Raw genomic sequence first — 24804 nt, 5'->3', positions numbered from 1 at the left:
CTCTCCGATCATCGGACGGTTACCCGGCCCAGGTAGCGGACGTGCAGCGGTGCCGGAGGCTCGGGGGACGCGAACAGGTCGCGGTCGGCGCGGGTCTGCCCGTGGTCGTGGACGTTGATCCGGTCGCCCTTGACGGCGTCGCGCGGCCCCCGGTGCGCGGCCAGCGCCCGGACCAGGTACACCCCCGACGTCACCTCGGCGATCAGGTGCCTCGGGTCGGGTGCGGTCACGGTCGTCTGCGGCTGCTCCGGCGCGGGGGTGGCCGCGGGCGGGACGGGCGTGCCCGCGTACGCCTGCGTGGAGAAGGTCAGCACGGCGATGCCGCCGGCCGCCGCCGCGGCCGTCTTGACCACCGGCGCGGCGGCCTTCATCGCGGTGGTCAGCAACGGCACCACGTTGCTGGTCGTGTTCGCCGCCGCGCCCGCCCCGCCGGCCTGCGCCAACGCCACCTCCTGGAACGTCATCGCCACGCCGCGGCTGGCGGTCGCCGCGGCCACCTGCGTGCCCGACCCCGCCTCGACCACCAACTGCGGCAGCGCGGCGCGGCCGAGCCCACCGATCATGTTCGCGCCGACGATCTCCCCGCCGCTGATCTCGGCGGCGGCCAGCGCCCCACCGACCAGCAGCCCCGCGTCGATCGCCACGGCCAGGCCGCCGGTCACCACCACCGGCACCACCACCAGCGCCACCGTCAGGTACGGGTGCGCGCTCATCCAGCGGATCACCGCGTCGGCGAACTCCCGCAGGCCCGGCACGACCCCGTTGGCCAGCCGGGCCATCTCCTCGACCTTCACCAGCACGTCCTGGCGCAGCATCGTCACGCCCTGCTTGCCGCCCAGCAGCTCCGCCCACGCCTCGGCCTGCCTGCGGAACTGCGCCCACAGCGTGTTCACGCTCGGGCCGGGCAACGGCACCAGTTGCCGGTACGCCGCCTCGTCGCAGACCAGCAGCCACTGCTCGCCGGGCAGCGCCAGCCCGCGCTGGAACATCGCCTCCTCGATCCGCGCGTTGAACGGCTTGAGCTGCTCGATCACGTCGAAGGCGCAGCGGATGCGGGGCACCGCGTCGCCCTCGTACGACGTGTCGCCCAACTCCTGACCCAGGTCCCTGAACCGTTCCGGGGCCAGGCAGTACACGTAGACGGCGAGGATGTGCTTGGCCAGGGCCTTGCTCAGCGTCTGCTGCCTGCGCCGGTCGTCGGAGTCCATCTCCACGCAGATCTTGTACAACAGCAGCCCGCTGCGCTCCCGGCGCACGTGCAGCGCCAGGCGGATCGCGGTCATCCCGTGGCGGGCCAGCAGCGTCCCACACAGCACGGCGAACAGTCGGTTGACCGGCAGTGGGATCTTCACGTTCTTGCCGTACGGCGGGTAGTAGTCACCGGGCCGGTAGGGCAGCTCGAACTTCCGGTAGACCCGGATGATGTCCTTGAGCTTCTCCTTACCGCGTTCGATACCGGTGTCCGAGTCCGGCTTGATCTCGTAGAACTCGTGCCTGCCCCGGCGGAGCGCGGGCCGGGGCGCGGCCGGCCGACCCGGGTGGAGGACGAGCGAGTTGATGATCGCCACGATCGGCGGGGCGGAGACGCCGTCGTGGGTGACGATGTCCGGCCAGCGCATCCGTTCGGCCATCAACCGCTCGACCGTGACGTGCTTGTTGCGCCGGGCCAACATCTCGCAGTAGTTGCGCTTGCCGCCGTGGTCGGGCCAGTCCCGTTCGTCCAGTACCGCCTGCGGGAAGGCGGCGTGGTTGGTGACCGTCACGTAGTGCTCGAAGATCACCTTCTCGGCGATGTCGAGGCCGAAGACCTGCGTGCCGTTGAGCTGGCCGCGATCCTTGGACGCGTCGAGCAGCTCGCCGACGGTATAGCAGCCGCCGGACGTCGTGTTGGCCATGCGCCCACGCTAGGGACGGCGATAATGTCTCGCCGCTGACTGTCCGATGTACGTCTCGGGTCGGTGACACCGCCGCTGGCGGCTCGCCCACGGCGGCGCAGGCGCGCGGTGGTTCAGGCCACGAGCAGGCGGAGACCGAGTTCCGCCGCGTCGAGGGCGACGAGGTCACGGTTGCGCTCGGCCCACCGACCCGAGCGGAGGTCCGCGGCCAGCGTGCTGACCGCCCGCTGTTCGGCCTGCGATCCGACTCTGGTCCAGACCGAAACCGCGCGGCGCACGCGTTCGTCCAGGTATGCCTCGGGCCGGCGCCAGTGGGCCTCGAAGAAGCCGTCGGCGCAGTCCCACGGGACGAGCAGCGGCTCCGCGCGTCCGCCGATCGCGTGCGTCAGGTCGGCCAGCGACGGCCAGCCGACCAGGAGGTCCCCGAACTCGGGCAGGTAGTCGCGGGTGAGCCAGAACCGTTGACGCCACCCGATGTCGTCGGCGTCGTAGGTGAACACCACCACGCGGCGGGCCACCCGCCGCATCTCGCGCAGCCCGGCCACCGGGTCCGACCAGTGGTGGACGGTGCTGACCGCCATCGCGGCGTCGAAGGACTGGTCCTCGAACGGCAGCCGCTCCGCGGCGGCGGCGACGCACGGCGCCGCGCCCACCGGACGCTGCGCCCGCATCACCGCCGACGGTTCCACCGCGGTGACGTCCCGGTCGGGTGGTTCGTAGGAGCCGGTGCCGGCCCCGACGTTCAGCACCGTTCGGGCGTCCCCCAGCGCGTCCCAGACGCGCGCGGCGATCCGTGGGTCGGTGCGCCGCGTCGCGGGGTAGGCGGATCCGATGGCGTCGTACAACTGCCCGCCGAACACTGTCAACTGCTCCTCCGGCGTCGTCCTGATGCCCATTGCTCGTGCCTCCAGTTCCCTGTCTATGGCCGCCACCATGGCAGCGGCGCGGTCGCGCTGGTCCATCAGCAGACCGCGCAGCCGGCACAGATGCGCGACCGCGTCGGTGGTCGGATCGTCGACCAGATCCGCGATCTCCCGTAGTCCGAAGCCCAGCCGTCGGTACGCGAGCACCTCCCGGAGCCGCTCCACATCGCCGGCGGAGTAGGCCCGGTGCCCGGCCGCGGTCCGGGTGGACGGCTCCAGGAGGCCGATCTCGTCGTAGTGGTGCAGGGTGCGGACGCTGACCCCGGCCAACTCCGCCACCCGTCCCACGGTCAGGTGCTCCGTCACGCCCACGACTATGTGGCATGACGTCGCGTGAGGAGCAAGCGCGCCGGGTGGCGGGTGCGGACACCTACACGACCGCATCCACACCTTCCTATACAGCGACGCATGGCCGTTGTGTAGAGGTCCCTGCCACGATTCCGCCGAAGGCAGCCAGCGTGGAAGGGATGGGCGGATGGATCAGGCATCCACCGGCGTCGTCGAGCGCGACCGGACGGCCGACGACCTGGCCGCCGTGCGGCCACGGCTCCGGCACGACGTCGTGTTCGCCGAGTCGGCCGACGGCGTCTTTCTCCGGCACTCGGACAACGGTTTCGTCCTCAAGGGCCGGTCGGCCTACCGGCTGGTCTCCAGCCTGACACCCCACCTGACCGGCGAGCACAGCGTCGAGGATCTCTGCACCGGGCTCGGCGACGCGCAGGCGGCGATGGTCACCGCCACCATCCGGACGCTGCTGGACCGGGGCTTCGTACGCGACCGCGGCCGGGAGCCCGACGTCGTCCTCGCCCCGGAGGTGAAGGCCCGGTTCCAGCGGCAGATCTCGTTCGTCGAACACTACGTCGACGGCGCGGTCGGGCGTTTCGCCGCCTTCCGGCAGAGCCGGGTGCTGCTGATCGGCCGGGGTGAGGTGGTCGACGCCGCCGCGCTCGCGCTGCTGCGCAACGGGCTGCTGCGGGTCCACCTGTCCAGGCCCGCAGGCGCAGCGCGACCGAGTCGCGCTCGCGCTTCTTCCGCTGGCGATACTGATCAGCGGTCCTCCGGTAACGCGCGAAGCGCTCCGTACCGGTCACGACCGACGGTCGGCCCGTCGAGAGTGTCCGCGTTGTCCACGGCGGGCGTCCCGCCCGAAGGTTGGTTAGGGTCGTCGGAGACCCGCACCGCCGACGACGAGGACTGCGATGACCCGGACCGACGACGACGTCGACCTCGACTCGGCGCTGGACCCGCTGGTCCTCGCGCTGGACATCGGGTCCACCGCCACCCGTGGCGGCGTGCATGACGCGTCGGGTCGGCGGGTCCGCGGCCTGCAGCACAAGGTGCCGCACGCCTTCACGGTCGCGTCCGACGGCACCTCGGTCATCGACGGAGATCAGGTGACCGCGGAGGTCGAGCAGGTCCTCGACGCGGTGACCGGGGACCCACGGCTGGGGACCCGCATCGCCGGGGTCGCGATGGACACCTTCGCCGCCTCGCTGATCGCGGTCGACGCGGCCGGCCGCGCGCTCACCCCGTGCCTCACCTACGCCGACTCGCGCAGCGCCGACGCGGTCGCGACATTACGGAACGAACTCGACGAGCAGGCCGTGCAGCAGCGCACCGGCACCCGCCTGCACACCAGCTACCACGCTCCGCGGCTGCGCTGGCTCGCGGCCGCGCAGCCGCGGGTCGTCGCCGGGGCCGCCGGGTGGTGGTCCCTGGGTGAGTACGTCCTGGCCCGGCTCGTCGGGCACCCGCTGGCCGGAACATCCACGGTCGCGTGGACCGGCCTGCTCGACCGTCGCACCGGTGAGTTCGACGCCGAGCTGCTCGCGGCCACCGGCATCGGCCCCGAGCAGTTCTCGCCGCCGCGGGACATGACCGAGCCGGTGCCTTCGGCGGCCCCGGCGCGCCGGCCCGCCCTGGCTCGGGCCGCGTGGTTCCCCGTCATCACCGACGGCTTCGCCAGCACCATCGGGTCCGGGGCGACCGACGCCACGACGCTCACCGCGGCCACCGCCACCAGCGGTGCGCTCCGGGTGCTGCTCGACGGCCCGGCCGATCCCCTACCGTTCGGGCTGTGGAACTACCGGGTCGACGCGGGACGCACGCTGCTCGGCGGGGCGATCAACGACGTCGGTCGCGCCGTCAGTTGGGCGCAGAGCACGCTACGCCTCAGCCCGGCGCTCGCGGACGCCCTCACCGCGCCGCCGAGCGACGCCACGCCGCTGGTCCTGCCGTACCTCACCGGTGAACGCGCGCCGGGCTGGGTCGGCGGGGCCCGCGCCGTGCTCGGCGGAGTGTCGGCGGCCACGGACGCCGACGCCCTGTTCCGCGGGATCGTCGAGGGCGTCGCCATGACCTACGCGCGCGTCACCGACGAGTTGCACCCGGCCGCCCCGCGGGTCCTGGAGGTCGCGGCGTCCGGGCGGGTCAGCAACGACCACCCGGAATGGCTCCAGATCCTCGCGGACGTGCTCGGGCGGCCCGTCACGCACGTGACCCGGCGGCGCGCCACGCAGCGTGGCACCGCGCTGCTCGCGCTGGACGTCCTGGCGCCGGACGTCCCGCGCGCCCCCCGGACCACCGGAGCGACCTACGAACCCCGACCGGCGCACGTCGCGCACTACGCCGGACGGCGCGCGCGGTTCGCCACGGTGTACGACGCCCTCGTGCGCGGCTGAGGAACGCCCGTTGAAGATTTCTCCGGCACGGCGTCGGATCCGGGGCGGGTCGTTCGTAGAACAGGTGAGAGGCGGCCGGAGGGGCCGCCGTGACAAGGGAGTCATCCGGTGGCCCGGTACTTGATCTCGTTCAATGACGGCGCGATGGACCACATCCCCGACGCGGACTGGACCGAGGTGAGTAGGGCCTCGCACGCGGTGGTCCGGGAGGCCGCGGAAGCCGGCGTGTGGGTGTTCGGCGCCGGACTCCAGCGGCAGCAGGCGAGCATCGTGGGCACGGACGGGGTGGTCACCGATGGGCCCTACCCGGAGACCAAGGCGGTCATCGGCGGGTTCTCGATCGTCGAGGTGGCCTCCCGCGAGGAGGCGCTGAAGTGGGCGGCCAGGATCGCCGCCGGTTGCCGCTGCGCGCAGGAGGTCCGGGAGCTCATGCCCGACGCCGAGACCGACGCGATGCTCCGCCAGGCTGGCCGGCGATAGCGTCCGACACCCGCAACCGCTGCACGCAGACGAGCACCGGCGGGGAGGATCATCCCCGCGCGAGGATGTCCCGCGCCACCGGCAGCGCGGTCTCCCGGTGCGCCGGGACGAGCCCGACGCGGGTACGCCGGTCGAGCAGATCGTCGACGGTGAGCGCGAGTTCGTGTCGGACGGCCCAGAGCAGCTCGGCCCCGGTGACCGGGATGTCGGGCCCGATCGGCCGGTGCAGCTCGACCGGCGCCCCGGCCAGCACGTCGACCGCCTCGGTGCCGTAGCGCTGGACCAGCCGGCGGGGTGCCGGCACCCGGGCCAGTTGCGCCCGGCTCGCCGCCCCGGGCAGCGGGAGCCGCCGGGTACGACAGGGGCCCGCGGTGAGTCGACGCGTACGCACCGCGGTGTCGACGGCGTCCTGCGCCATCCGGCGGTAGGTGGTGAGCTTGCCGCCGACCACGCTGATGATGCCGTCCGGATCGTCGATGACCGCGTGTCGCCGGGAGATGTCGGCGGTCCGGGCGGCACCGTCCAGCAGCGGGCGCAGACCGGCGTACGCGCCGAGCACGTCGGACGGTCGCAGGGGCACGTCGAGGACACTGTTGAGCACGTCGAGCAGGAACGCGATGTCGGCCTCGGTGGCTTCCGGCACGTCGGGCACGGGTCCGTCCACCGCCTCGTCGGTCAGGCCGGCGTAGACCAGGCCGTCGGTCTGGGGCAGCGCGAAGACGTAACGGGTGAACTCACCGGGAACCGGAATCGTCAGCCCGGTCCAGAGGCCGCCCAGCCGGGCGGCGGACAGCACGATGTGCGTACCCCGCGACGGGCGCAGCCGGACGTGCGGGGTGAGGTCGCCCGCCCACACACCGGTGGCGTTGACCACGGCGCGGGCGGAGACGGTCAGCCGGCTGCCGGTGCGGGTGTCCACGATGGTGGCGCCGTCGCGGTGCAGATCGACGGCTCGGCACCGGGGCAGGATGCGCGCGGAGTGGGCGGCGGCGGCGCGGGCCAGGCCGACGACGAGTCGGGCGTCGTCGCAGAGTTGCCCGTCCCAGGAGAGCTGCGCGCCGCGTAACCCGGCCGGGCGCAGCGCCGGTGCCATCGCGCCGGCCTCGGCCGCCCCGAGCCGGCGGGTGCCGGGAAGGGCGCGGCGGGACGTCCCGGCGCAGGTACGGAGCAGGTCTCCGGCGCGCAGCCCGGCCGCCGCGGCGCGGTCCTGCCAACCGGTGGTGAAGGCGGTCGACGGCAGCAGCATGGGCAGCGGCCGGGTGAGGTGCGGGGCGGTACGCGTCAGCAGCAGGTGACGCTCCGCCGCGCTCTCGTAGGCGACGCCGACCTCGCCGTGGGCGAGGTAGCGGAGCCCCCCGTGCACGAGCTTGGAACTCCACCGGGAGGTGCCGTGCGCCAGGTCGTGCGCGTCGACGGCGACCACGGACAGTCCCCGGCTGGCGGCGTCGAGCGCCACCCCGGCGCCGGTGACGCCCAGCCCGACCACGAGGACGTCGACGGTGGTGCCGGCGGCCAGCTCGGCCAGGTCACGGTCACGCCGGGCGCCGGTCAGTGATGCCTCCACCCGAACTCCTTGCACTAAGTGACATTGGATGTAACTCTGTCACACATGGATGAGCGAGGGGAAGCGTCGGACACCGGATGGGCCCGCTGGGGAACGGCGCAGGCCGCCCGGGAACTGCCGGACGGCGCGCGGAAACTGCTGGCGCAGGTGCTCGACCTGACGCCGCCACCGCCGGCCGTGCCGCTGGCCGAGGTCGCCCTGCCGGACTGCGAACTGGACGAGGTGGTCCTCGACGCACTTCGGCACGCGGTCGGCGACGAGCACGTGGTGACCGCCGCGCCGGCCCGGGCCCGCCGGGCGTCCGGCATGTCCACCCCGGACCTGCTGCGCGACCGGCTCGGCCGGCCGACCCTCGCCCCGCAGGCGGTGATCCGCCCGGCCGACCACGCCGAGGTGGTGGCCGTACTCGACGTCTGCTCCGCACGCGGCGTGCCGGTCGTCCCCTTCGGCGGCGGCACCTCCGTGGTGGGTGGCCTGACTCCCGCCGCCGCCCGGCACGTGACCGTCGACCTCTGCCGGCTCGACGACGTCGTCTCCGTCGACCCGGTGTCCCGGACCGCCACCCTGCAGGCGGGGCTGCCCGCCCCGCGGGCCGCGCAGCTGCTCGCCGCGCACGGGCTGACCCTCGGCCACGTTCCCCAGTCCTACGAGTACGCGACCATCGGCGGCTTCGCCGCCACCCGCTCCTCCGGGCAGGCGTCCGCCGGCTACGGTCGCTTCGACGACATGGTGACGGCGCTGACGGTCGCCACGCCCCGGGGCACCGTCCGGATCGGTCGCGCGCCCGCCTCGGCGGCCGGTCCCGACCTGCGGCAGCTCTTCCTGGGCAGCGAGGGCACGCTCGGCATCATCACCGACGTCACCGTGCGGGTACGTCCCCTGCCGGCGCAGTCACACCACGAGGGCTGGCGGTTCGAGTCGTTCGCCGCCGGCCTGGACGCGGTACGCCGGTTGGCGCAGGACGGACCACGACCCACCGTGCTGCGACTCTCCGACGAGATCGAGACCATGATCGGGGCGGCCGGCTCCGGCCGGTCGGACGGCGGGTGCCTGCTGATCGCCGGGTACGAGGGGGCCGACGTCCACCCCACCGCCGAGGCGGCCGCCGGCGTACTCGCCGCGCACGGCGGAGTGCCGCTGGGAGCCGAGGCGGGGCAGCAGTGGGTGCGGCACCGCTTCGACGCCCCGTACCTGCGTGACGCGCTGCTGGAGGCCGGCGCGTTCGCCGAGACCCTGGAGACCGCGGCGTACTGGTCGACGCTGCCGCAGGTGTACCAGCGCGTCCGGGCGGCTCTGCTCGACGCGCTGCCGGACGGGGCGCTGGTGCTGGGCCACGTGTCCCACGTCTACGAAACGGGCGCCTCGCTGTACTTCACGGTGATCTGCTCCCCCGGGCCGGACCCGATCGGCCGGTGGCACACCGCGAAGGCGGCGGCCGGCGACGCGATCATCGCCGCGGGCGCCACCATCACCCACCACCACGGGGTCGGCGCCGACCACCGGCAGTGGTACGCCACCGAGATCGGGGACGTCGCCGTGGACCTGCTCCGCACGGTCAAACGGCACCTGGATCCGGCCGGCATCCTCAATCCCGGCATCCTGGTGCCGTGAGGTGCGCACCTTCGCGGTGATCCTCGGCCCGGCCGCGCGCCGAGGGCTGTCCCGCCTGATGCCGGTGGCCCACCATCTGCGTGCCGCCGGCGCGCGGATCCGGGTGGAGTACACGCAGACCACCGAGCAGGCTCGCCGGTGCGCGACCGAGGCGGTCGACGCCGGCGAGGTCGTGGTCGCCGCCGGTGGCGACGGCACCATCCGGCTGCTCGCCGCCGCCGTCGTCGACGCCGGGGGGACGCTCGGCGTCATCCCCGCCGGACGCGGCAACGACCTGGCACGTGAGTTGCGACTGCCGCACTCCCCCACCGAGGTCGCCGACCTGCTGCTGCACGGTCGGCCCCGACAGTTGGACGTGCTGCGCGTCGCCGGGCAGACGGTCATCGGAAGCGTCTACGTCGGGGTCGACGCCGCCGCCAACGAGCTGGCCAACCGGTCCCGCCTGCCCGCGTCGCTGGTGTATCCCAGCACCGGTCTGCGCGCGCTGCTGCGCTGGCCCCGCACCCGGTACACGATCACCCTGGACGGCCGGACGGAGCGGGTGCACGCGTACACCGTGGTGGCGGCCAACTGCGGGTACTACGGCAACGGGCTGCACGTCGCCCCGGGGGCACGGCCCGACGACGGGACCCTGGAGGTGGTGGTGGTCCGACACGCCAGCCGGCTGCTGTTCCCGGTCGCCCTCTGGCGGATGCGTACCGGATCGCACGTGGGACTGCGGCAGGTCACCGCCTACCGCACCGGCTCGGTCACCGTACGCGCGGACCGGCCGGTCGTCGTCTACGGCGACGGGGACCCGGTCGGCCAGACGGCGGAGGTGAAGGTCGAGGTGCGGCCCGGAGCGCTGCGGATCATCGCCGGTTAGTCGGGGCGCAGGTAGCCGTCGACCAGACGGGCCAGCTCGCGGTCGAACTCGGCGAGCGGCGTGCCGTCGGCGACCGTCCGGACGGAGAGCACGAAGGACTGCGCGGTGAGGTAGACCGCGCGAGCCATCAGCCCGGCGTCGCCGGGCCGGACCGAGCCGTCGGCCTGGCCGCCGGCCACCGCCGTGGCCAGGAATCGCAGCATCTCGTCCTGACCGCCGCCACGCCGATCCAGCAGGTACGGCAGCAGCACCTCCGGATCGACGTCCCGGATCTTGCACAGCAGTGGGTGCTCCCGCAACAGGCGCGCCCCTGCCGTCACCCGCCCCACGAGGCGGGACCGGGCCGGCCCGTCGCGCTCGTCCTCCCCGGTGGCCACCAGCACCTGGTGCCACTCCCGGCTCATCAGGTCCCCGATCAGCGACTGCACGTCGGGCCAGCGCCGGTAGACGGTCATCCGCGAGACCCCGGCCCGGCGCGCCACGTCCGTCAACGTCGTACGCCGCACCCCGTAGGCCAGCACGCAGTCCCGGGCGGCGTCCAGCACCAGGTCGTCCACGCGGCATGTCTACCACGCGGCGGCCGGCCCGCATCCGCCACATCAAGGGTCGATCGTTGCCCGTTACGCAACGGTCGTGGTCCGAACCTTACTTGATCACCCCCTCGGGCTCGCGCAGAGTAGGTGTCGTCAACTACCGAATGCGAGGCCGACCACCATGTCCTTCCAGGCATACCTCGACGCGATCGAGGACAAGACGGGCAAGACACCGCGTGTCCTGGTCGACGAGGCCAAGCGACACGGCTACGACGCGGTCGACGTGAAGGCCGGCGTGATCGTGGACTGGCTGAAAGCCGAGTACGGCCTCGGTCGCGGGCATGCCATGGCACTGGTCCACGTGATCAAGAAGGGGCCGACCATCAGCGCCACGCACGTCGGCTCGGCCGGCTCGCACCGCGACGTCGCCGACACGCTGTGGCTGGACGGAAAAGCCGGCCGGCCGACCTGAGTCGCGCCGGCCAGGCGCCCTGGCAGGCACGGGTTTCGCGACCAGGTCGGCAGGGGTAGAGATCGCACCCCATCGTCCAGCCTCTGAGGAGCCTGCCATGTCGGCACAGGCGTTTCTCTACATCGTCGCGGTCATCCTGCTCGTGCTCGCCGCGCTGCCCATCCCGACCCGGGGTTTCTCGCTCGCACTGCTCGGGGCGGCATGTGCTCTGCTGGCCTACGCCTGGCCGGTGATCAGCGGCTGACGCCCGGGCCGAACCCGGTCGACGCCGCTGCGACCACGTTCGACAACCCGCCGTCCATCCCGTCCGGGTCGACAAGGACCTGCCGGGATGGACGGCGGACCGGGGGCGAGGGACTTCGGGGCCGCTACGGCTGCATCTCGTACGCGCCGCAGAGCGCCACGACCTGCGCCCACACGGCGGCGGTCCGGGACGGGTCGGGAATCGGGCGGCGCAGGTGCGCCACGGCCCAGGCGGCCTGCGCCTCGGTGGCGGCGGCCTTGCCGTGCAGGTCCGTCGCGAAGGCGGAGAAGTCCCCGACGAGGACCGCGAAGATCTCGTCCAGCAGGTGGCGATCCAGGCCGGTCAGCTCGGCCTGTTCCAGGATCAGCTGACCGTAGACGACCAGCGCGAAGAGCTGGCCGAGGGTGAGCATGAGGTCCAGGTCGCGTTGCTGCTCCTCGTCCGGGGCGTGGGTACGCAGCAGGTCGCGGAGTCCGTCGGCCTGTTCCCGGAGCACCGCGACGTTCGGGATCTCGGCATACGCGTCGTAGGCGGCGCGCCAGTCGTGGAACCGGATCGCCCCGAGGCCGCGGGCCGGTCCCTGCTGGAAGAGGAACTCGTCGTCGGCGGGGTCCTGACGGGTCGGCACCGGCGCGAAGCCGGCCGGCCGGAACAGGTAGTTCGGCATGAACTTCAGGATCAGGGCGAGGTTGACGTGCACGGTGCCCTCAAGCTTCGGCAGGCCACGAATGTCCTTGGCGGCCTTGTCGAAATAGGTGTCCGCCTCGAAACCCTTCGCGGCGATCACGTCCCACAGCAGGTCGATCACCCGCTCGCCCTCGGTGGTGACCTTCATCTTGGTCATCGGGTTGAACAGCAGGTACCGCCGGTCGTCCGGGCCCGCTGACCGGAAGTAGTCGGTGGCCCGGTCGCTGAACAACTTCATCGCGACCAGCCGGGCGTACGCGTCGGTCAGCTCACGCCGTACATGCGGGAAGTCGGTGACCCGCTTGCCGTAGAGCACCCGCCGGTGGGCGTGGGTGACGGCCTCGTACATCGCGTGCTCGCAGATGCCGATGGACGCGGTGCACAGGTTGAACTTGCCGACGTTGACGGTGTTGAGCGCGGCGTCGAACGCGGCCCTGCCGGTGTGCAGCACGTCCTCGTCGCGTACCGGGTAGTCCTCGAGCCGGAACTCGCTGACGTACATCTGCCCGTTCACGACGTTCTTGACCAGGCGGTAGGCGGGATGGCGGCTGTCCGCGGCGAAGAAGACGTAGCCGTCGGGCCCCGGCACGTCGGCGCGGCGACCGAAGACGGAGACGAGGCCGGCGACGTTGCCGTTGCCGATGTAGTACTTACCGCCGTTGGCCCGGAATCCGTCCGCGCCGTCCGGCGTGAGGATCATGTCGGTGGCGTAGATGTCGGCGCCGTGGCCGCGCTCGGACAGGCCGAACGCCATGACGTGGCCGTCGGCCAGCAACTGGGCCGCGCGGGCGCGGGCGCTCGGGTTCGCGCTCTGCCACACCGGCCCGAGACCCAGGACGGTCACCTGCCAGGTGTACCAGTAGCCGAGGCCGTAGAAGCCGAGGATCTCGCTGAGCGCCGCGTTGCGCGCCGTGTCCCAGCGTCTCGCCGGGGCCCCGCCGCCCTCGGCCGCCGGCGTCAGGAAGGTCGCGAACAGGCCCTCCTTCGCGACGAAGTCCAGGAAGTCGCCGTACCAGGCCCGGTCGTTGTAGCTGTCGACCAGCGCCTTCTTGCCGCGGTGCTCGAAGAAGTCGACGGTGGCCCGGAGCAGCCTGCGCGTCTCGTCGTCGAGGTGCGTGGGGTCGTAGGTGCGCGGGTTCAGCAACAACGGGTTCGCCATGGTGGCAGTCCCTTCCTGGGGGTCAGCGGTCGAGGCCGCGGAGGGTGTCGAGGACGTCGTCGAGCCAGTCGAGCACCATCCGCTCGTACGCGATGCCGCCCCGCAGCACGACGTGCTGCAGCCGCTGACCCGCGTCGATCTCGGCGGCGTCGAGGAAGTCGCGCCGTTCGCCGGCCAGGTAGCGGTCGAGGGTGGCCACGTGGTCGGCGCGGTACCGCTCGACCTGCACGATCAGCGCGGCCCGGCCGGCATCGTCGTCGTACGCCGCGCCGCGGATCTTCACGGCCAGTTCGTGGCGGACCGTCTCCGGCTGGACGGGCTCCCGCAGCCACCTGGTGAGTGTTTCCCGGCCGGCCGTGGTCACCGAGTAGCGCCTCTTGTCGGGGCGCCCATCCTGGCCGATCTCCTCGGCGGTGACCCAGCCGTCGGTCTCCATCCGCCGGAGGACGCGATAGATCTGCTGGTGGGTGGCGGTCCAGAACCGGCCGATCGAGCGCTCGAACCGCCGGGCCAGCTCGTAGCCGGACCCGGGCTGCTCCAGCAGCGAGACGAGAATCGCGTGTTCGAGTGCCACACCGACGATCCTGCTATGCAACGAGTTGCATAGCAACCCCTGCGCGGGTCCACACCGCCGACCGCCCCGGTGATGAGTTGTCGCGCCCGCGCCCGTCACACCTCCGACGGGAACGGACGAGACGGAAGGATGACCTGATGAGTGCGGACACGCGGCTGGAGGAGTCGGGCGTGAGCGAACTGGGCGTGAGCGGGCTGGGTGAGGTCGACGAGCCGGCGTTCTCCGGGCTGGCGCAGCGGCACCGGCGGGAGCTGCACGTGCACTGCTACCGGATGCTCGGGTCGTTCGAGGACGCCGAGGACACCGTGCAGGAGACGTTCCTGCGTGCCTGGCGGCGGCGGGAGACCTTCGAGGGGCGGTCCACGTTCCGGGCGTGGCTGTACCGGATCGCCACCAACGCGTGCCTGGACCTGCTCGCCACGTGCCGCCCGGAGCCCGCGACCGGCGGTGAGGTGCGCTGGCTCCAGCCCTACCCGGACCGGCTGCTCGACGAGCTGCCCGCCGGCGACACGGACGAGCCGGAGACGGTCGCCGTCGCGCGCGAGACGATCGAGCTGGCGTACCTGGTCGCGGTCCAGCACCTCGCCCCCCGCCCGCGGGCCGTGCTGATCCTGCGGGACGTGCTCGGCTGGCCCGCGAAGGACGTCGCGGAGCTGCTCGGGGACTCCGTCAACTCCGTGAACAGCGCGCTGCAACGGGCCCGCGCCGGCATGCGGGAGCACCTGCCCGCCGACCGGCAGGACTGGAGCGGCGGCGAGGAGGACGCCGGGACGCGCGACCTGGTGCGCCGCTTCACCGACGCCAGCGTGGCCACGGACGTCAAGGCGCTCGCCGCCATGCTGCGGGAGGACGTCCGCTGCTCGATGCCGCCCACCCCGGGCCTGCACATCGGCCGGGACGCGGTGCTGAACAGCTGGGTCGAGGATGGATTCGAGGGCATGGCGGGCCTGCGCGCGGTCACCACCTCGGTGAACCGGCAGTCGGCCGTCGCCTTCTACCAGTGGCGGGAGCGCGACGGCGGGTACCTGCCGCTGACGATCGACGTCCTGCGCGTCACCGGCGGGGCGATCTCCGAGATCGTCACCTTCCACGCCGACCGGTTCCCGCGCCTCGGGCTGCCGGAGCGCCTTCCGGCGGACGGCACGGAGTAGTCCCGGTGCGGACGCTCGCGCTGCGCGGTGGCGCGCGTGTCCCGGTGGTCGCGGCGGAGTGGACCGACGCGTTCGGCGTCGTCACCCGTGGACGGGTGCAACTGGAACTGCGCGACGGCGAGCCCGGACCGGTCCTCGGACGCGACGCCGGGTTCTGGCTGCGCGGCACCGGCGTCCGCGCCCTGCGCAACCCCGACCGCCGCACCGCGCGGGTACGCATCGTCACGCCCGGGACCAGGACCGGCACCCGCCGATCGACAACACCCCCCGCGTCAGTCGCCGAACCATGGAGGAACGACATGAACAGCATGAACGACACCGGGGCCGTCACCGGCCCGGCACCGGGCCGGACCAGCCGCCCCCACCGACTACGTGGGCTCGCCGGCACCGGCGTGATCGCCACGCTGGCAGCGGTGGTGGCCACCACCCTCGCCGCCGCGTCGGCGAAGGCCGTCGGCGTCGACTTCGAGATTCCCGATGGGGGCGAGACGATCCCGTTGTCCGGGTTCGCCGTGGTGACCGGCTTCTTCTCGGTCGTGGGCGTCGTCATCGCCGCCGCCCTCCTTCGCTGGAGTGCCCGCCCCGCCGAGCGTTTCGGGTGGACGGCGGCGTCGCTGACCGCGATCTCGTTGGTCCCGCCCCTCATCTCCGGGGCGGACACCGCCACCATCACCGCCCTCCTCGGGCTGCACCTCGTCCCCGCGGCGGTGATGATCCCCGCCCTGACGCGGAGCCTGCGCACCCGCAGCGACTGACGGTTCCGCGCCCGGACAACACGCCGACCAGGGTGGCCGGCAGGCCGCGCTGTCCCGGCTACCCGGGCCGGACACACGGGTCGGCGACCGGGTAGGTGGGGCTCTGCGCCGTGCGACCGTCGATCGAGGTTGCCCGTACCGACCAGGTCATCGCCGACGCGCGCAGCCGCCCGACGGTGACCCGGGCGGTCGAACCGTCAACGGTCATCGCGCGGGTCGCGGTCCTGCCCCCGGCGGTTGCCCAGCGGACCTCGGCACCGACGAGCGTGGCACTGCCGGTGGCCTGCACCACGACGGCGTACGTCTGGGCACCGCACCGCACCCGTGCGGTGGCGGAAACCGTGAACGGCGCGGCGACCGGCCGAGGCGCGATCGTCGGCGCGGGCGCGGTGCCAGTCGGCGCGGGCGCGGTGCCACCCGACCTGACCTCCGGCGCGGCGGGCGCGGCAGGCCCCGGCTCGGTGGAACCGGCCGGTGGCCGCGGTGCGGCGGCCCGGGTACGGGCCGCCGTAGGCGTGCCGGACGACCGCGGCGCGACCGCGGGTGCGGCCGGAGTGCCGGCCAGGGCGCGAGCCGGGGTGCCGGCTGTCCCGGAGACCGGTTGCCCGGAGCCGCTCGGCACGGCGGCCGGGCGGGTCGGTGCCAGCGCCCACGAACCGAGCGCGGCGAGGAGAACCAGCAGAGCCGACGTCACACCCACCCGGCGACGCCGCCGGTCGCGGCCCGCTCGCGCGGTCGTCCGCGCGGCGGCCGCCACCCGCCGCGCCACCCTCGCGCCGCCCGATACCGCCGGTTCACCTGGCGGAGCCCCACCGTCCCGAACCGGCGCACCACCGGTGGGGGCGGTGAGCCCGTCCGACGGCCCGGGTTCCCCGGGTCCGGAAGGTTCCCCGCCCGCTGCCGCCGGACCGGGCGCCAGAACGTCCGCCACCGGGTCGGTCGCCGGATCGGATGCCGGGGTCGACTCGCCGGCCGGCCGATCCGACTCCGAGCCCGTTGCCGCGTCGCCCGGGGCATCGGTCGCGTCGGCCCCGGCCAGCCTCGGCCACGCCGCGTCGGTGATGGCCAGGAAGGCCGGCGCCGTGTACGCCGACAGCAGCGCGGCCGGGCTGAACTGTTCCCGCTGGAGCAGTCCGCACACCGCGCAGCCCTCGATGTGCCGGGAGACCCGTTTGCGCAGGGTAGGGGTGAGCCGGCCCTGCCAACCGTCGATCAGGCCGGCGAGCGTGGGACAGTCCCGGGCCCCGGCTCGGGCCACCAGCAGTGCGCCCATCGCTCGTTCGAGCTGTGAGCGGGCCCGCGACAGGCGGGCGTGCGCGTGATTGGCGGGGACCCCGAGGGCCGCGCCGATGTCGGCGGACGACAGGTCGTGCCGGATCGCCAGGTGGACCACCTCGCGGTCGCCCGGGTTCAGCGCGTCGGCCGCCGCGTGCACCAGGTCGCGCACCTGCTCGGCGTTGACCCCGGTCCCCGGGTCTGCGATGTCGGCCACCGGCTCGTCGGTCTTCTCCAGTGGCAGGGACCGGGACCGATCCCGGAGCTGCCGGTGGCATTCGTTGCGCACGATGGCGTACAGCCAGGGACGCAGTCGGGCGGGCTCACGGAGCTGACCGATGCGCTGACCGGCAGTGAGGAACGCGTCGTGGACGGCGTCCGCGGCGGCCTCCGGTTCGCGAAGCACGCTCCGGGCGTACGTGTACAACCGGTCGGCGTACCGGCGGTACATGCCCTCCAGCCCGGCCCGCTCACCGCGGCGCACCGCCTCGACCAGAGCGGTGTCGTCCTGTGCCGGCATGTCCATCCCGTGCCCCCCGCTGCTCGTCGACGGGTCCAGTAGAGCCGCGATTTTTTTCCTTCGGGTCTTTCTGTTGGCATCCCGACCCCGACGCTCTCCTACCGGTGTCAACGCACCGACCAGAACACCTCGTCACCGAAACAATCCAGGAGAGGAAGACACCATGCGAGAAGGACCGAACCGCACCCGTTGGTCGCGTCGGATGGTCACCGCGGGCGGGATCGCCCTGAGCGCCGTCGTGCTGGGTCAGGTGGCACTCACCGGACCGGTCGCGGCGGTGCCCGGCCTGGTCCGGGTGAACTCGCTCGGCCCGAGCAACAGCGTCGCGAAGACGCAGAACGCCACCTGCCCGACCGGCACGAGGGTCATCGGTGGCGGCGGCCTGGTCTCCGCCTCGGGCGCCGGGCAGGTGGGCATGGACATCATGCTGCCGGTGGCCGGCTCCAACGTGTACTCGGTCACCGGCCGGGAGGACCCGACCGGCCTGGCCGCCAACTGGTCGATCACGGCCAGCGCGCTCTGCGCCCCGACGCCGTCGGGCCTGACCACCGTCTGGGGCAGCTCGGTGAGCAACTCGATCAGCCCGAAGTTCCGGGAGGTGTTCTGCCCGGTGGGCAAGCGCGCGATCGGCGGTGGCGGAGCGGCTCTCGGCGGTGGGGTCAGCGAGGTGATCCTGGAGGACCTGCGCATCTCGCAGAACAGCGTCACGGTGGCGGGTGTCGAGACCGGCAACGGCATCGCCGGCAACTGGACGGTCGAAGCCACCGTCATCTGCGTCGACCCGCTGCCCGGCGAGCAGCGGGTGATCACCGACAGCTCGTACAGCTCGACCAGCACCCAGTCGGTGACGGCCACCTGCCCGGCGGGCAAGACCGTACACGGGGTGGGCGGTGAGATCGTCGGAGGCGAGGGCCAGGTGCGTCTCACCGAGATGCGGGCCACGGCGTCGAATACGGTCACCGTCCGCGCGGCGGAGGACGAGAGTGGTTTCAGCGACACCTGGAAGGTGCGGGCGTACGCGGTCTGCGCGAGCTGACCCGCCGGGTGAACCCGCGCCGGCGTCCGGTGCGGGACCACCCGGCACGCGGCCCCTTCCCACGCGTGGAAGGGGCCGGCGTCGCGCCGGAGTCCACACCGTCACGAGTCAGGTCGGTGACCAGCGGCGACATCGGGCACCGGTGGCATCGCGCCGATCGACCGGAGACGGTCCAGGCGGCCGTGCAGCGCCTCGACCACACCCGGCAGGCCGAGCCGGGCGGCCTCCACGACGGCGAGGTTCCGCAGCAGCGGCGCCACCCCGGTCCGGCCGAACTGGAAATCGAGTTGGCTGTGGTAGCTGCCGGCGGCCGCCACCTTCGCCGCCAACTGATCGCTGATGTCGACGCCCGCCTCGACTCCCGCGGGCACGCGGTGCCACGGCGACGCCGCCGGTTGTCGGTCGACGTACGGCACGTCCCGCCAGAAGAGGCTGTCCGGGGCGAGGCCCGCGACCGTCTCGGTGACGATGCGGTGGTCGACGTGGTCGCCGAGGGCCTGCGGCGCGAGAACCACATCGGCGTCCGCCAGCTGCGGGCGTAGCGCCGGCGCGAGCGCGGCCGCGGCCCGGTCGTCCGCGCGGACTCCGGCGAAGAGCGCGGCCGGGTCCGGATAACCGCGATGCGGCGCCTCGGGCAGCGGCAGGTGCACCGGCTCCACCCCGAGCAGCGCGCACGCGGTGTCGTCCTCGGCCCGGCGCAGCGCCATGTAGTCGACGTCGGCCGGGAACCCCTTGTCGAGCTGACAGGCCAGTGCGAACGGCGACGGGTCCGGCACGCTGGCGGTGAAGCAGGTGACCACCCGTACCGTCCAACCCGCCGTGACCAGCGCCGCGAGGGTGCCACCGACGGAGAACACCGCGTCGTCCAGGTGCGGGCTGACCGCCACCGCGAGCCCCGGCTCACTCCTCGCGCTCACCGGCCCACCCGTCGATCGCGACTGCGGGGCTCGCAGGACCGGCTCACTCCTCGCGCTCACAGAAGGTGGGGGGCCGCGCGGAAGCGGCAGGTCGGGTCGACCGGCGGGTCGGGAATCTCCGGCACGGTCGTGGGCAACCCGTCGTAGACGGCGGTGATCCGGCCGGCGACCACCGGCCAGCTCCACTGCTGCTCGACGTCGGCGCGGGCCCGCCCGGCGAGCCGACGGCGCAGCGCGGGGTCGTCGAGCAGCCGACGGACGGCCGCCGCGAGAGCCGCCGGGTCACCGGCCGGCACCAGCAGCCCGTTCTCGTCCGAGCGCACGCAGTCGCGGACACCCACCACATCGGTGGAGACGACCGGAAGGCCACTGGCCATCGCCTCCAGGATGGTGTTGGAGAAGCCCTCGGCGTATGTGGGACTGACGAAGATCTCCCCCCGGGCGTACACCTCGTGGGCTCTTTCGTAGGGCACGGCGCCGAGCGGCTCGACCACGTCGGCGAGGCCCAGCTCGGTGATCCGGGTGGCGACGGTGTCCAGGTCGGGGCCGATGCCCGACAGCAGCAGACGGACCGGCACGGCGTCCGCACGCAGCTTGGCGACCGCGTCGAGCAGGTCGAGTACGCCCTTACGCGCGTCGATCCGGCCGTGGTAGAGCAGCACCGCCGGGTCGGACACCCGGCCGGGGGACGCGACCGGCACGAACCGCTCGGCGTCGGTGGCGCCGGGTACGACGGTGAAGCGGGCCGGATCCAGCTCGTGCCGCCGGCAGACCTCGGCGGCGAACGACGGCGAGCCGATCAGCAGTGCCGGCGCGTGCGCGAAGACGGCCCGGACCAGGTCCCGATGGGTGGCACAGCAGGTGCCGACCCAGTGGCCGTCGCCGCCCTGCACGGAGACCACCGCGGGTAGCCCGGCCACCCGGGCGGCCCGGAGCACCGCCAGCCCGTTCGGGTAGGCGTACTGCGCGTGCAGCACGTCGAAGGGCCGGCGGGCGTGCAGCCGCAGCACGGTGTCGGTCATCTCGGCGACGTCCGCCTCGAAGTCCGCCGGCCCGCCCCGGCACACGGCCTGTTCCCCGCGCGCCTGGAGGGCGTGCACCTCGACTCCGGCGGGCACCCGGTCCGGCGGCGGTGGGCCGCCGCCGTACACCGCGCGGCCCGCCGGGTCGCCCCGGTACTGGGACACCAGGGTGGGCTCGTGGCCGGCGCGGACCAGGTGCCGGAGCAGGTTCTCGGCGTACGCGCTCATCCCGGACACCGCCGGCCAGTAGCGGCGCGAGACGAAGCAGATCCTCATCGGACGCCGGCCTTCAGCCCGGCGGACCGGGTGGACCGCTGCTCGGCGCGGCGCAGCGCGGCCAGCGCGGCGGGCACCACGGTGTCGGCCCGGTGCGCGTCGCGGGAGAGTTCGAGGCTGACCAGACCGGGATGGGCGATCTCGGTCAACGCGCCGAGCACCGCGGGAAAGTCCAGGTCTCCCTCGCCGGGGGCGCGGTGCTCGTGCCGGCCGCGGGGCATGTCCTCGACGGCGACCGCGCCGAGCCGGGCCGCGAACGCGCGGACCGCGGCGGCCGGATCGTACCGGCCGGAGACCAGGCAGTGTCCGGTGTCCAGGGCCAGGGTGAGGCCGGGAACGTCGGCCGCGAGCCGGGCCCAGTCGTCGCAGTCGTCCACGAGCATTCCCGGCTCCGGCTCCAGGGCGCAGGTCACGCCGTGCCGGTCCGCGTACTCGACGACGTCGCGGACTCCCTCGACGAGCCAGTGCCAGCAGCGGTCGCGGTCGGTGCCCGGCTCCGGCACGCCGGCCCAGAACGACACCGCCTCGCTGCCCAGCCCGACCGCCACGTCGACGCAGAGACGCAGGAAGTCACGCCGCCGGCTCCGGTCTCCCGCGTCCGGCGAGACCAGCGTCGGATGGTGCTTGCGCCGCGGGTCGAGCAGGAATCGCGCACCGGTCTCGACCACGCTGGCCAGGCCGAGCGCGTCGAGCCGGTGGGCCAGCCGGCGGGTGCGCCCGGCCAGGTCGGGCGCGTACGGGTCGTGGTGGGCCACGTCGAGGGTCAGCGAGACGCCGTCGTAGCCGCAGTCGGCGAGCAGGGCGAGCGCGTCGTCGAGCCGGTGCGAGGTCAGCCCGTTGGTGTTGTAGGCGTAGCGCAGGCTCATCGCTCACTCCGGGCCACGACGTGCCGGCTCGGTTCCCGGTAGAGCGGGTAGAGCGGGCCGACGGTTCGGGCGATACCGGCCAGGTCGAGCCAGGCGTCGCCGCCCAGCCGCTCCCGGCCCGCCGGGTCGAGGACCACCGGCGCGGCGCCGTCGTGCGGGGGCGCCCCGAGCCCGACCAGCGGTGAGTCCCGCTCCAGCAGGCGCTCCACGCCGCGCGCCGCGATCCGCCCGTACGACATGGTCTCCGCCTCCAGGCCGGGCACGATCACCTTGACCGCGACCGCCCCGTCGCCGGGTGCGACGACGACCAGCACGTCGAAGTCGGCCAGCCGGTGCAGCAGCTCGGCCAGCAGCGCGCTCGGGTCGTCCAGGCTTCCGGGCGCGACGGTGGGCAACGCGGTGAAGGGCACGGTGCTGCGCCGGGCCAGCACCACGGGCTCCAGCAGTGCCCGCAGCTGCCCGCCGTCCAGGTGGGTCCACTCCCGCATCGCGGTGAACGCCCGGGTCTCCTGGGACTCGGCCGGCCGGGCGAACTCCCGCCGCCAGTACGCCTCCGGGGTGAGCCGCCGCAGCGGCTCCAGCGGTCCGTGCGAGAAGACCTTGCGGGAGCGGGACGAGACGTACTCCAGCAGCGCCTTGCGCAGCGCGGCCTCCCGGTCCGGGTGCGCTGCCTCCCCGCACGCGGTGACCGCCAGCGGCGGCGTCTCCGGTTCCCGGTCGACACCGACGACGTGCACGTCGACCAGGCCGAACCCGGTGGAGGCGAGCTTGGGCACCACGTCGATGCCGGCGGACCGGAGCCGGTCCAGGGTGGCCCGGGTCACCGGGTCCCGGACGTCGTCGAGGTCGATCACCACGCCCGCGTCCATGGCCCGGAAGGCGGTCGTGTTGCCGTCGCGTTGCAGCAGCTCCAGCAGGCCGTGTGCGACGGCCCGTTGCACCGTGTCACCGGCGCCCGACCCGTTGGTGATCACCGGGACGAGTCGCTCGGCGGGGTCCTGCCACGGCAGGTCCTCACCGGCGGAGGCGCAGAACTCCGCCGGCACCAGCACCGTCTCGCCGGTGCGCCAGCGCACCGTCGGCAGCCAGGAGCGGGGCTCGTCGTCGTCGACGACCGTCCCGGCGCGGAGCACCAACGACCGGGGATCCACCACGCCGGCGGCGCCCCGCTCGGCGCGCAGCTCGGCGTACGAGGCCCGGTGCGGCACCATCGCCCGGAGCTGGCCGTGCAGCAACAAAGCCTCCGCCAGCTCCCCGTACGCGCCGGTGCGCGCCTGCTCGACGGTGGCGCCGTAGCCCACCGCGGCGGCCCGGGGCCAACCGTCGCCGAGGTGGTCGGCGGAGACCACCGGCAGACCGATCCGGTCCAGGCCGGACACGTCGAAGTCACCGACCTCGCCGGCGGGCAGGGCGTCGGCGAGTCGGTCGGCCACCGACGACGCGGAGACGGTGGGGGTACGCGGTTCGACGGCTCGGGTCACGTCAACTCCTCGATCGGTATGGGCCCGGCCGTCGGCTGCCCCCGCAGCTGACGGTCGAACAGGGCGAGCACCTGCTTGCGCGAGACCGGCGCGGCGTACTCGAACGGCGTGGCGACCGCGTCGAAGTCGAGCGCCTCGACCAGCTCACGGGCCCGTCCCACCTCGGCGTGCGAGAGCGGGATCTGCGCGTGGAAGGCCTTGTGGCAGGAGAGGGCGGTCGGCTGGTCACCGGCCAGCTCCACCTTGATCAGGTCACCGACGAACAGGATGCCGCGCCGCTCGTCGTGCAGCACGCTGTGTCCGGGGAAGTGGCCACCGCTGCGGTACATCACCAGCCCCGGCGCGAGCGGATGCCGGTCGTCGGTGGGCCAGGTCACCTGGAACGCCTTGGTCCACCCGAGATCGTCGACACCGATGGCGAGCACCGGCGGGGCGAGTTCGTCCTGAAGCTGCCAGAGCGCGCCGTACCCGTGCACATGGCTCGCCCCGAGCGCGACCAGGCCGCCGCGGGCGCGCAGGTCGGCGAGCGCCTCGGCGGGGTACCAGCCGGCCGCCTCCCAGCCGACCGGACCGGCGTCGGTCTCGATCACCCAGCCGGTGCTGCCGAGCCCGAGCTGCGGCTCGCACCAGTAGCCGGTCACCCCGGGGGCGACCACCGCCGACCGTGCCCGCCGCCCGACCGCCACCTCCTCGGCGGAGAGGAACCGCCAGCCGTCCTCGGGCAGCGCGTTGCGCACGTCCGTGCAGACCGGACAGGACGGTGGGGGCGCGAACCAGCGCTGCCAGTGGCCGCAGTTCGCGCAGGCGTACGGAGACAGGGGCACGGTCAGCTCCTCTCGGCGGCGGTGTGCAGCAACTCGTGCAGGCGCAGGTCGCGGGCCAGCGGCCACGGCCAGCCGGCCCCCCGTACGGCGGCGGAGAAGGCGCGCACCTGCCCGGTGAACGGACTCTCCGCGGCGTCGAAGGGCACCTCGGTGGCCGCTCCGGTCGCGGCGTCGAGGCGGGTCAGCGTGCCGCCGGCGCTCTGGCCGAGGGTGTCGACGGCGACGAGCTGCGCGGCGGTGCCGACCACCTCCAGCCGGCGTCGCGGCAGCGGATCGGCGGTGTTGAACGAGACGTGCGCCTGCACCAGCACCCCACCCCCGGTCACCCCGGCCACCAGCGCCCCGTCGTCCACCCGGTAGGGATGCACCCGGCGCTGGGTCCGTACGGTCAGCTCCGTCAGGTCGTCACCGAGCAGCACGCCGACCAGGTCGACACCGTGCGGGGCCAGGTCCACCAGCGCCCCGCCGCCGGAGCGGGCCTCGTCGACCCGCCAGTTGTCGTGCGGCCGACCGTCCGGACTCCACCGCGGCGGCAGCCAACAGCCGTAGACGATCCGGACGGCGGTCACCGTGCCGAGGTCACCGGCGGCGACGAGGTCGGCGATCCGCCGGTGGGCGGGGTGGAACCGCTGGTCGAAGGCGGCACCGGCGAGTACGCCACCGGCCGCGTCGACCAGCCGCCGGGCGTCGGGCACGTCGGCGGCCAGGGGCTTCTCGCACAGCACCGGCAGTCCGGCCTTGGCGACCGCCACCACCACGTCGGCGTGGGTGTCGTTGGGGGTCGCGACGTGCACCGCCTCGACCTCCGGGTGATCGAGCAACTCGTACAGGTCGGCCGTGGCCAGCCGCTCCGGGGCGAGCCCACCGGCGGCCGCGGGGTCCCGGTCGCAGGCGGCCACGAGCCGGTGCCCGGCGGCGCGGATGGCCGGGGCGACGTGGTCGCGGGCCACCCAGCCGCAACCGACCACCCCCCACCCGACCGGGTCCACCTCC

At 73.6% G+C, this 24804-nt stretch carries 23 protein-coding genes; 10 read left to right on the top strand and 13 right to left on the bottom strand.

Annotation, left to right across the window (positions count from 1 at the left end; translation table 11 throughout):
* Window positions 1–8 precede the first annotated feature (8 nt).
* Together D7223_RS12965 and D7223_RS12960 are read right to left on the bottom strand one after the other, a co-directional pair.
* Complete coding sequence (locus tag D7223_RS12965) at window positions 9–1895, bottom strand: hypothetical protein (RefSeq protein WP_120728566.1); 1887 nt, start codon at window positions 1893–1895, stop codon at window positions 9–11.
* A gap of 113 nt (window positions 1896–2008) precedes the next feature.
* Entirely contained in the window at window positions 2009–3124 is a 1116-nt protein-coding gene (locus D7223_RS12960) for a MerR family transcriptional regulator (RefSeq protein ID WP_120728893.1), read from the bottom strand.
* Window positions 3125–3293: 169 nt separating this feature from the next.
* Between D7223_RS12960 and D7223_RS12955 the strand changes: the two genes are divergently transcribed.
* The 3 genes from D7223_RS12955 (at window position 3294) to D7223_RS12945 (ending at window position 5979) form a co-directional block, all read left to right on the top strand.
* Window positions 3294–4118, top strand: coding sequence for a hypothetical protein (locus D7223_RS12955; protein WP_120728564.1), 825 nt, complete (start codon window positions 3294–3296; stop codon window positions 4116–4118).
* Window positions 4018–5499 (top strand): gluconokinase, encoded by a 1482-nt coding sequence (locus D7223_RS12950; RefSeq protein ID WP_120728562.1) that lies wholly within the window; start codon window positions 4018–4020, stop codon window positions 5497–5499. The genes D7223_RS12955 and D7223_RS12950 overlap by 101 nt, the downstream gene beginning before the upstream one ends.
* 108 nt (window positions 5500–5607) lie before the next feature.
* Window positions 5608–5979, top strand: coding sequence for a YciI family protein (locus tag D7223_RS12945; RefSeq protein ID WP_120728560.1), 372 nt, complete (start codon window positions 5608–5610; stop codon window positions 5977–5979).
* Between the two features lie 49 nt (window positions 5980–6028).
* Here the strand turns inward: D7223_RS12945 and D7223_RS12940 are convergent, their stop codons facing one another.
* Complete coding sequence (locus D7223_RS12940; RefSeq protein ID WP_120728558.1) at window positions 6029–7543, bottom strand: glycerol-3-phosphate dehydrogenase/oxidase; 1515 nt, start codon at window positions 7541–7543, stop codon at window positions 6029–6031.
* 45 nt (window positions 7544–7588) lie between these two features.
* On the opposite strand from D7223_RS12940, the gene D7223_RS12935 reads away from it, so the two are divergent.
* Together D7223_RS12935 and D7223_RS12930 are read left to right on the top strand one after the other, a co-directional pair.
* Entirely contained in the window at window positions 7589–9154 is a 1566-nt protein-coding gene (locus D7223_RS12935) for an FAD-binding oxidoreductase (RefSeq protein WP_120728555.1), read from the top strand.
* A 1-nt stretch (window position 9155) separates the two neighbouring features.
* Window positions 9156–10019, top strand: coding sequence for a diacylglycerol/lipid kinase family protein (locus D7223_RS12930; protein WP_120728554.1), 864 nt, complete (start codon window positions 9156–9158; stop codon window positions 10017–10019).
* On the opposite strand, the gene D7223_RS12925 is transcribed toward D7223_RS12930, so the two are convergent.
* Window positions 10016–10576: a TetR/AcrR family transcriptional regulator gene (locus tag D7223_RS12925; protein WP_120728552.1), complete on the bottom strand. Its 561-nt coding sequence runs from the start codon at window positions 10574–10576 to the stop codon at window positions 10016–10018. The genes D7223_RS12930 and D7223_RS12925 overlap by 4 nt on opposite strands.
* Window positions 10577–10733: 157 nt before the next feature.
* Here D7223_RS12925 and D7223_RS12920 point away from each other — a divergent pair, with 157 nt between their 5' ends.
* Window positions 10734–11024, top strand: a complete 291-nt coding sequence (locus D7223_RS12920; protein ID WP_120728550.1) for a DUF4287 domain-containing protein — start codon at window positions 10734–10736, stop codon at window positions 11022–11024.
* A gap of 97 nt (window positions 11025–11121) precedes the next feature.
* Window positions 11122–11268 (top strand): hypothetical protein, encoded by a 147-nt coding sequence (locus D7223_RS33035; protein WP_186832205.1) that lies wholly within the window; start codon window positions 11122–11124, stop codon window positions 11266–11268.
* A 124-nt stretch (window positions 11269–11392) separates the two neighbouring features.
* Here D7223_RS33035 and D7223_RS12915 read toward each other — a convergent pair whose 3' ends face one another.
* A complete protein-coding gene (locus D7223_RS12915; RefSeq protein WP_120728549.1) occupies window positions 11393–13114 on the bottom strand; it encodes an acyl-CoA dehydrogenase family protein in 1722 nt (573 codons plus the stop codon).
* 22 nt (window positions 13115–13136) lie between these two features.
* Complete coding sequence (locus tag D7223_RS12910) at window positions 13137–13688, bottom strand: PadR family transcriptional regulator (protein WP_120728547.1); 552 nt, start codon at window positions 13686–13688, stop codon at window positions 13137–13139.
* A 137-nt stretch (window positions 13689–13825) separates the two neighbouring features.
* Between D7223_RS12910 and D7223_RS12905 the strand changes: the two genes are divergently transcribed.
* Window positions 13826–14839, top strand: coding sequence for an RNA polymerase subunit sigma-70 (locus D7223_RS12905; protein WP_120728545.1), 1014 nt, complete (start codon window positions 13826–13828; stop codon window positions 14837–14839).
* A gap of 5 nt (window positions 14840–14844) precedes the next feature.
* The gene (locus tag D7223_RS12900) at window positions 14845–15594 is read left to right on the top strand and encodes a DUF6069 family protein (protein WP_120728543.1); all 750 of its coding nucleotides are present in this window, start codon (window positions 14845–14847) and stop codon (window positions 15592–15594) included.
* Between the two features lie 58 nt (window positions 15595–15652).
* Here the strand turns inward: D7223_RS12900 and D7223_RS12895 are convergent, their stop codons facing one another.
* The gene (locus D7223_RS12895; protein ID WP_120728541.1) at window positions 15653–17395 is read right to left on the bottom strand and encodes an RNA polymerase sigma factor; all 1743 of its coding nucleotides are present in this window, start codon (window positions 17393–17395) and stop codon (window positions 15653–15655) included.
* A gap of 157 nt (window positions 17396–17552) precedes the next feature.
* Between D7223_RS12895 and D7223_RS12890 the strand changes: the two genes are divergently transcribed.
* On the top strand, window positions 17553–18425 hold the full coding sequence (locus D7223_RS12890; protein WP_147252497.1) for a hypothetical protein: 873 nt from the start codon (window positions 17553–17555) through the stop codon (window positions 18423–18425).
* Between the two features lie 101 nt (window positions 18426–18526).
* Here D7223_RS12890 and D7223_RS12885 read toward each other — a convergent pair whose 3' ends face one another.
* The 6 genes from D7223_RS12885 to D7223_RS12860 are packed head-to-tail and all read right to left on the bottom strand — an operon-like array spanning window position 18527 to window position 24800.
* Complete coding sequence (locus D7223_RS12885) at window positions 18527–19342, bottom strand: PIG-L deacetylase family protein (protein WP_120728538.1); 816 nt, start codon at window positions 19340–19342, stop codon at window positions 18527–18529.
* 56 nt (window positions 19343–19398) lie between these two features.
* Window positions 19399–20640 carry a glycosyltransferase family 4 protein gene (locus D7223_RS12880; RefSeq protein ID WP_120728536.1) on the bottom strand — a complete coding sequence of 414 codons (1242 nt, stop codon included), beginning with the start codon at window positions 20638–20640 and terminating at the stop codon, window positions 19399–19401.
* The gene (locus D7223_RS12875; RefSeq protein WP_120728534.1) at window positions 20637–21506 is read right to left on the bottom strand and encodes a sugar phosphate isomerase/epimerase family protein; all 870 of its coding nucleotides are present in this window, start codon (window positions 21504–21506) and stop codon (window positions 20637–20639) included. Before D7223_RS12875 ends, D7223_RS12880 begins: the two co-directional genes overlap by 4 nt.
* A complete protein-coding gene (locus D7223_RS12870; protein ID WP_120728532.1) occupies window positions 21503–22987 on the bottom strand; it encodes a YcaO-like family protein in 1485 nt (494 codons plus the stop codon). The genes D7223_RS12875 and D7223_RS12870 overlap by 4 nt, the downstream gene beginning before the upstream one ends.
* Window positions 22984–23811: a hypothetical protein gene (locus D7223_RS12865; protein WP_120728530.1), complete on the bottom strand. Its 828-nt coding sequence runs from the start codon at window positions 23809–23811 to the stop codon at window positions 22984–22986. The genes D7223_RS12870 and D7223_RS12865 overlap by 4 nt, the downstream gene beginning before the upstream one ends.
* Window positions 23812–23813: 2 nt before the next feature.
* Complete coding sequence (locus D7223_RS12860) at window positions 23814–24800, bottom strand: Gfo/Idh/MocA family protein (protein ID WP_120728528.1); 987 nt, start codon at window positions 24798–24800, stop codon at window positions 23814–23816.
* Between the last annotated feature and the right edge of the window lie 4 nt (window positions 24801–24804).

Source organism: Micromonospora endolithica, assembly GCF_003626595.1.
GTDB classification, from domain to species: domain Bacteria; phylum Actinomycetota; class Actinomycetes; order Mycobacteriales; family Micromonosporaceae; genus Micromonospora; species Micromonospora endolithica.
The sequence above is the reverse complement of the archived record's forward strand: the minus strand, read 5'-3'. Positions and strand labels throughout refer to the sequence as shown.

Bases quoted from the DNA above. Each gene is read 5' to 3' on its own strand.
- D7223_RS12965 (WP_120728566.1), bottom strand. From the start codon at position 1,895: ATGGCCAACACGACGTCCGGCGGCTGCTATACCGTCGGCGAGCTGCTC.
- D7223_RS12955 (WP_120728564.1), top strand. From the start codon at position 3,294: ATGGATCAGGCATCCACCGGCGTCGTCGAGCGCGACCGGACGGCCGAC.
- D7223_RS12950 (WP_120728562.1), top strand. From the start codon at position 4,018: ATGACCCGGACCGACGACGACGTCGACCTCGACTCGGCGCTGGACCCG.
- D7223_RS12935 (WP_120728555.1), top strand. From the start codon at position 7,589: ATGGATGAGCGAGGGGAAGCGTCGGACACCGGATGGGCCCGCTGGGGA.
- D7223_RS12920 (WP_120728550.1), top strand. From the start codon at position 10,734: ATGTCCTTCCAGGCATACCTCGACGCGATCGAGGACAAGACGGGCAAG.
- D7223_RS33035 (WP_186832205.1), top strand. From the start codon at position 11,122: ATGTCGGCACAGGCGTTTCTCTACATCGTCGCGGTCATCCTGCTCGTG.
- D7223_RS12915 (WP_120728549.1), bottom strand. From the start codon at position 13,114: ATGGCGAACCCGTTGTTGCTGAACCCGCGCACCTACGACCCCACGCAC.
- D7223_RS12905 (WP_120728545.1), top strand. From the start codon at position 13,826: ATGAGTGCGGACACGCGGCTGGAGGAGTCGGGCGTGAGCGAACTGGGC.
- D7223_RS12895 (WP_120728541.1), bottom strand. From the start codon at position 17,395: ATGGACATGCCGGCACAGGACGACACCGCTCTGGTCGAGGCGGTGCGC.
- D7223_RS12890 (WP_147252497.1), top strand. From the start codon at position 17,553: ATGCGAGAAGGACCGAACCGCACCCGTTGGTCGCGTCGGATGGTCACC.
- D7223_RS12880 (WP_120728536.1), bottom strand. From the start codon at position 20,640: ATGAGGATCTGCTTCGTCTCGCGCCGCTACTGGCCGGCGGTGTCCGGG.
- D7223_RS12875 (WP_120728534.1), bottom strand. From the start codon at position 21,506: ATGAGCCTGCGCTACGCCTACAACACCAACGGGCTGACCTCGCACCGG.